Origin of the sequence: Williamwhitmania taraxaci, assembly GCF_900096565.1 — a bacterium.
Taxonomy (GTDB): Bacteria; Bacteroidota; Bacteroidia; order Bacteroidales; family Williamwhitmaniaceae; genus Williamwhitmania; species Williamwhitmania taraxaci.
Window position 1 is genome coordinate 1 of sequence record NZ_FMYP01000113.1, and the last position, 6,809, is coordinate 6,809.

General features: G+C 36.3%; 3 protein-coding genes and 1 pseudogene. All 4 read right to left on the reverse strand.

Translation table 11 applies throughout. The features are described 5' to 3' along the window. Window positions 1-418 precede the first annotated feature (418 nt). Window positions 419-865, reverse strand: coding sequence for a hypothetical protein (locus tag BLS65_RS16830; RefSeq protein ID WP_092440972.1), 447 nt, complete (start codon window positions 863-865; stop codon window positions 419-421). Between the two features lie 3 nt (window positions 866-868). Continuing rightward, window positions 869-4,102 (reverse strand): type ISP restriction/modification enzyme, encoded by a 3,234-nt coding sequence (locus BLS65_RS16835; protein WP_092440973.1) that lies wholly within the window; start codon window positions 4,100-4,102, stop codon window positions 869-871. A 376-nt stretch (window positions 4,103-4,478) separates the two neighbouring features. Beyond that, entirely contained in the window at window positions 4,479-5,954 is a 1,476-nt protein-coding gene (locus tag BLS65_RS16840) for an ATP-dependent nuclease (RefSeq protein ID WP_212590584.1), read from the reverse strand. 537 nt (window positions 5,955-6,491) lie between these two features. After that, window positions 6,492-6,809: pseudogene (locus tag BLS65_RS18500) on the reverse strand (transposase); the annotation flags it as partial.

Sequence of the window (6,809 nt, forward strand, 5' to 3'; positions counted from 1 at the left end):
TGAGTTAGGCCAGTGCAAATGGCCAGCTTATGTCAGTAAATTTCCCTCCGAAAAAGAATAATTGCATTGAAAACCCCATAGAAAAAATCCGTTTAACCCGGGATGTAGCTCAACCTGGACTTCTCGCTGGGCACTTCGTGCCGCTTAAGGTCCTATTTATTAGTGGCTGGCGTTATTGCGTCAATATACTTCCGTTTCATTTTCAATACTTTCTTTTAATGCGTCAAATTGGTCTTTGTCAGTTGCTTCCATTTTGCCCATTACTGCATTTGATACACTTTGAATTACATTTCTGTCAATTTGCTACAATGTTTCTGTCTGCCGTGCGTTCGGGTAGGCAAGCTTTTTGGCTGGTTTTGGCCGTGCGTTGGCTTTTTCGAGCGACCAGCCAATGTGCTTGACTACGAAGCGTTGGCTTTTACATTATCCATTCAACATCTTTATATTTTTCTTTCATCTTGTCCCAAAATCCATTACTCCAATCCATTACAACTGAAGGATTCCAATCTTTCGGAAAATCTCTCAAAATTGCGTCTACCATCTTACTGCCGTTGCCTTTAATTGGTGAATTAATGTCAAAAAAGTTAATATACTTATGCGATAAACTATACAATACTTGAACTCCTATTGCTGTTTCATGATTCATATTTGTTATTGGCATTTTTTGTCTGTTTGGATAGTTCTCGCTTGAAGCAGCCAAAGTTTCATCGCAAATTCTGATATACTTTATAAAATCTAATGCAGCAAGGTTAAGAGCCATATTTACAATTGGTTTTGGCAAGTCTTTAACTCTGCCAATTACCCAAATCTGCTTTCCATTTTCGTTGAAAGTCGCAAATAGCTTCTCAAATTCCTTTCTTTTCACGGCTTACTCAATTTCTATGTTATCAATTTCTTTCATTAGCCTGTCAGTTTCCGTAAGAGCAACAATAATTTTTTGATAATGCAGAATATCATCAAACTCTAACTTTCTTTCTTTGCGGTCTTTGAGCCATTTCTGTGCTGGTTGATAACCGCCAATGTAAAACCCCCAAGCAATTTGCGGAACATTGTCGAAATACTGCGTTTCGTTGATGTAAACTTTACCTTCTTGATATTTTGTTTTGCCAACTACATTGTTCCCATCTATTGGATATTGTGTGATATTTTTTTCTACGATAGGGCTTTCAAGTAAATGCAGTTGCCTTATCTCTCCACCCAATTTTACCAATTGCCAAAATGTTTTTTCATCTTTTGGGTAGGGAACTCTCGGAAAATCTATTTTTAGAAACTCCTTATATTTCTCACGGTATGTTGGCGAATGCAAAACGGCATAGATGTAATCCAAAATATCCACAGGATTAAGTAAAGAATAACTGCTTTTTGGAGCAGACATATTTGGATTGTTCTTTATCGCATTTAAAATAATATCCTTTCCTGTTTCAAATGGATTTTTAGGATTTGGATTATAAATTAAACCCAATTTCTCTGCTATTTGCTTTACAATTTCTGCGTTAAGGTTTGGCGTTCTTTCTGCTGTTTGTCCAATGGTTTGTTGACCGTTAATTTCGGGATAGAGGTAGAGAGGATAAGTTGTTCCACCGCCTCTATAATACAAATTAAAATCAGTCATTGAATTAGTAATGAATGATAAATTCCAAGTCATTGAACCAACTGCCTGACCTTGTCTTCCAATGATTAACCCAACATTTTTACCTTTCGTAAAGTGTTGCATCACTTCTGCTCTCGGGTAGCAATGAAAGCCTTTTGATTTTCCTGTGTAAAATGTCCACTTGTTGTCAAATGGTCTATAACAAATTTTTGTAAAAACACCTTTATCTGGAAAGTGGTTTTGCAAATCTTTTTTCGCAAAATTTACTTGCCAATCTCTCACGTCTTTTCCTAAATTGAATTTTGTTCTTGCTCCTTCATCATCTAATTTCAAAAACTCTGTGATAGTATTTTCAACATCTTGTTTTGAATTATGAATTGTAAACCCATCTCTTGCTGTAACTATTCCTACATTGTTTAATGTAAAAATTCTATTAACTGAAAATCCTTTGTCATAAGAAGTTTGTTCTTCAAAGTCTTTGCTTGCAAAAAAATAATTTGGTGCAATGTTGGGTAATTCTGTGTAGGCAATAGTTTTGAGTGAATTTTCATTTAAAAAATCATATTTTATTTCTCTTTTCCCAAATAAATCAAAATGAAATACTTTGCCGAGTTCGTTTGTTTTTTTCTTACCTGTTTTAACAAAGATAGTTATGGCAACACCTTGCATAATGTCAAACACATTCACATCAGCACTTCCGTCTGGTGAAGTTTCTTTTTTCTTTGCGTTACCGTGTAAATCTATTGTATAAATTTTATCATATGTTTTTAGTAAATTCCAACGCATACCTCTAAAAGTAGGGTTGTCTAAAAACCCGTGGGGATTAATAAAAGCTAAAACACCACTTCCGTTTTTTTCTATAAAGTGCTGTCCGTAACGTAAAAACTTTACATAATCATCATTTATCCATTTTGGATTTCTTTCTTTCAGTTTTTCTTTTCCGCCTGGTTCTTTTTTGTAATCCTCCATTAGCTTCATAATCCATTCGCCTTTGTTGGCACTTTCTCCGCTGTATGGCGGATTTCCAATAACACACATAACAGGCGTATCTCTTTTTATGTGATTGGCTTCGTTGGCTTCTGTGCTTAACCAATTCGCAAATAATGTTCCTGTGTCTTGATGGTGTTCTTCTAAACTGTTGGTAAGATAAATTCTGAACCTTTGGTTAGTTGTAGGTTTGTAGCCTGTTTCAGTCAAAAGCAAATCCAATTTAAGGTGTGCCATTGCATAACTTGCCATCAGCAACTCAAAACCATTAAGGCGAGGCAATAAATGGGTTTCTACATAATTGCTCCAAATACCTTGCTGTCCTTCAAACTTTTTGTGAATGAGTTTGATTACTTCGGCTAAAAATGTGCCTGTCCCTGTGGCTGGGTCAAGTATTTGTACTTTGTGTACTTCCTGTTCTATCTTTTTGCCTTGTACATCAACTTTTATTTTGGTTTTACTTGTGTCGGCAAGTCCTTGCGGTAAATCAAATTCGGTTTTTAAAATATCATCAACTGCACGAACAATAAAATTTACAACAGGTGCAGGTGTGTACCAAACGCCACGGGCTTTACGCAATTTTGGGTCGTATTCGCTCAGAAACGTTTCGTAAAAATGGATTATCGGGTCTTCCATTTTTGTACTTTTCCCGTAGTTTTTCAAAATCTCATCTACGTTGCAAGCAATGAAAATATTTACCAAATCGTCAACAATCCATTTTATACGGTCGTCAACGTCCAAACCTGCAATATATCCAAACAGTTTTTTAAGAAATGGATTTGATTTTGGAATGAGTTCGTAAGCTTCCTGTCGGCTGAAAGTTGCTAAAGATGGGTCGTGCGAACGTGCTGCAAACATTCCGTAAGCAATAGTTTGAGCATAAACGTCGGCAAATCCTTTGGGTGTAATATCGTGTATCAGAATTTGCTTGAAAGCCAACATTTGGTCTTTTAGCGTGCTGTCTTCGTTATGCGTTTCATCGCTTGTCAACGCTTTTTCAATAACATCGGAAAGAAGGCGGGCTTTGCCCGCCATCATTTCGGCAAGTTTTTTACTGTTTTTTATTGTCTGCCCAATGTGGGTACAAAAGTCTTTTATCAGGTTTTCAAAACGGTCGAAATTCTCTGTTAAAGGTTTTATACCTTTTTCAGTAATTTCTCCAATTGCAATTTTGGTTACAAATTGTCCGTCTCGGTATAAATGAAAATCAAGATAGTCGGTAAAAATCAAATTATTCAAAGATGCCTTGTAGCGGTCAAATTGTTCTTTGTTTCCAGTCTTTTTAGCTCCTTCAAGGTCTTTGTCTCCAATGTCTTTTGCTTCAATAAATCCAACGGGAATATCCTTTTTAGTCAAGATGTAATCTGGTGCTCCGCAACTCTGTCTTTTCGGTTCGTTGGTTGCTCTGATTGTTGGCACAATACTTTCAATAAGTGTTTGTAAGTCTCCGCGAAATGTGTGTTCAGTAGCATTACCAAGTTTGTAGCGTTGGTTAATGTTATCTATGTATTGTTGTGTTGTCATTTTATATCAGTCCGTTTCAAATAACTACAAATGTATCAATTTCCTGCGGTGCGTTGGCAAGAAAACAACTCTTTTGTCCCGATAATTATCGGGATGTGTTGGGGCTTGCAAATGTGTTGTTTTGCGCGTAGGCTGTTCATTATTTCGATTTTATTTTTCTGTCTTTAAGTAGCAAATTGTCCGCTGTGTCTGTTTTTTTACACTTGCCCATAACGGTTTGCAGCTACAAGAAGTTGGCGATTTTCACCACAAATGTTGATGCGGAGAACCAAACTTTGATTAACCACAAAACTGGCTGCGGAGCACTGAACCGCCACTTTTGCCAAACGCCTGTTAGCGGTTCGTTCTTTTTTCTCGGTTAGTTGAAGCATCGTTTCTATGGAGTTTGTAATACGGTAATCATTGTCTTAATAGAGTTGTCTAATTCTGTTTCCGTGTATGGTAAATTATTTGTGTTGTCAGGATGATGAATGGTATTTCGAATGTAGGTCATAAGTGAAACGTCATAAGGATTTCCTACTTGTCCATTGTGTAATCGTTTCCATTGTTTTGTTTTTGTCTGACCCTTGCCTATGAAAAATGCTTCAATAGCTGTCTCTGATGATACTGTGTTAGCTTCTTGTAAGTAACCGTATAGTTCATTATGAAATTCAATTGTCGGCAAGTTATATGCTTGAAAATTTATTTCTCCCCAAGATGGACTCCAAGGGAATAGTCCAAAGTTTGCACCAGTATTCTCAACAAGCACTTTGCCTGTGTCCTTGCTTGAAATTAGTAATTCAATATCTTGATTTGTGATGCTGTTCTTAAAAAAGTATGGTGAGTGGGTTGATAGAAGAACCTGATTGTTTGCAGAAAGTCCGACCAGATAATTTATAAACTTGTTTTGTAATGTCGGGTGTAAATGCAATTCAGGTTCATCAATAATTACAATGAAATTTTCTTTTGATAAAGAGGCTAATGTTTCAAGGAATAGAAGCGAAATTATCATTTCAATTCCTGAACCAAGTTGTGCAACAGGAATTTCTAAACCTTCGAGTTTTTGATTAAGATATGCTGTATCAAATGGTGCATTTCCATCAAAGAATGAAATGCCAATGTTTGCAATTCCTAAATCGTCAAGCTTCTTGTTTAAACTGTTGAATGTTTTTTGAATTGCTTTTTCGTCTATTTTTTGGATAATTTCATTTTCAATAGTTTGCTTTCTAGCAAAAAAGTCAGGTGTCGGAGGGTCAGTTGGTATTTCATTTTCCTTTCTAACTTCTTTTATAAAACGCCAATTAAAATCGTCATAAACGGATGAAATAGATGAGTTAAACCCTTTTTGAATTTGCTTCTCACGATTTTTTCCGTAATAATAACTTCTTGGAAGTCCTTCGGTTTCTATTGGAAAAGTCAAAAGTCTGTGGTCAAACTTGAACTTTGAATTATTCTTTCTTACAACCTCCCAACCTTTATCATTTGTTTGAGGAGCAACGGGAACAACATAATGTTCAACTACTACAATGTCTGAAAATGCCTTGCCGTTACCAGCTCTATCACGCTTTTTTACTTTTAAATAAACTTTGTTGCAGTCAACCTCTTGTTTTTGAAAACCGTCAGGAAGCATTGCTTTGAAAGAAGTCTCAAACTCTAATGTTATTTCTATTGGGTGATCTTGTCCTTTGAAAAAGTCTGTGTGCTTAATTCGACCTGATAAGAAACTCGGAGATAAAGCAAAATTAACGGCTTCTAAAATTGAGGTCTTTGAGGTTCCGTTGTTGCCAATTAACATTGAAAGATTTTTCAAGTCAAATGGAGGTAAGTCCTCAATACCTCTGAAATGTTTTATAGAAACTGTTTTTATTTTCATTTTTGTTAGTCTTTGATGGTTGTACGGTCGTCAATAGAATGACTGCTAACTCGTTTATAAACCCAACTAAGTTGGGTTTAGCCACCTATATCGGGGTGGCTAAACCCAGCTTTTGTGAAGGTTTATTTCCACACTAAGCTAGCAATAATATCAATAGGTTATACAACTAATGGCAACTCTTTAGCATTTGCTTGGGTTGGGCGAGTATCTTGCATGCGATCGTAAAAAAAAATAAAAATATTTTGGAATGTATTATAAAAAAGCCATAACTTTCTTGCAACAAGCATGTTCAACATCGCTCAAACCTAACATAAATGCTATGTTCTTTGAATTTATTGGCAAACAAAGCGTGCTTGCTGCATAAATTTGGGGCTAGCCTGTTGGTGAAAAGAGCAACTTGGCGAAGAATTTTACCATCAGAATAGCAAAAACAGTGTAAATGTGCGTTTAAATCGTCGCCCCCTTTCGGTTTATGGTTTACACGAGCGTTTAAATCGTCAACCCCTTCCGGTTTATGATTCAATAGTTCGGTAAGATTTATGCCGCAATTTTACCGTAATCCAACAAATCATTGACGATTTTTTTATTTTTTGCGGTGTTTGGGTTTATTGCAAACATACACATAAATCGTTCCAGTAGCAACGCGTTGTTATATAGAGTTTTGTAATTAGCCATTGAGAACGTTTTTTGGAGGTTATCCTTGTTTGAGAGCCAGTCTTGCTTGGCGATATTTACCGCTGTTAGAGCCGCGTTAAAGTGGAAATCGAGCTTATTCTTGCTCCTAGCCTGACAGGTGGTAAGCCCGGTGAACTGCTTGGCATCTCGGTAGAGGAATTCTATTTGAAATCGGGACCG

Excerpts from the sequence above, each read along its gene's own strand:
- BLS65_RS16840 (WP_212590584.1), bottom strand. The coding sequence starts at position 5,954 with ATGAAAATAAAAACAGTTTCTATAAAACATTTCAGAGGTATTGAGGAC.
- BLS65_RS16835 (WP_092440973.1), bottom strand. The coding sequence starts at position 4,102 with ATGACAACACAACAATACATAGATAACATTAACCAACGCTACAAACTT.